Genomic DNA, 255 nt, shown 5'->3' on the forward strand with positions numbered 1-255 from the left:
GGTCGCGTTCCTGAAGCAAATATTCCGAAAGTCATGACATTCAAAGCATCTGTCACACCCTCCAAAGATTTTATGACCTGCTTCGTAGGCCCATTATTGAATATATGGTTACCCAAGCCTTTTTCGCCGTTAGCCTTAGCATGCTCCTCAGGAGGTTGTTTATCTGTCACTTGGGTCTTTTCATTAGCATCAGACGATTCACTCAGCTCATGAGAAGCCGAGCCATCATCACTATTGATATCACTGTCTTCTGAG

The 255-nt window shown here is 44.3% G+C and carries 1 pseudogene; it reads right to left on the bottom strand.

Features of this window, described 5'->3' with window-relative positions:
* A pseudogene (locus tag BCT81_RS04430) lies at positions 1–255 on the bottom strand (hypothetical protein); the annotation flags it as partial.

The sequence above is a fragment of the Vibrio sp. 10N.261.52.A1 genome (genome assembly GCF_002876325.1).
Classification (GTDB): Bacteria; Pseudomonadota; Gammaproteobacteria; order Enterobacterales; family Vibrionaceae; genus Vibrio; species Vibrio chagasii.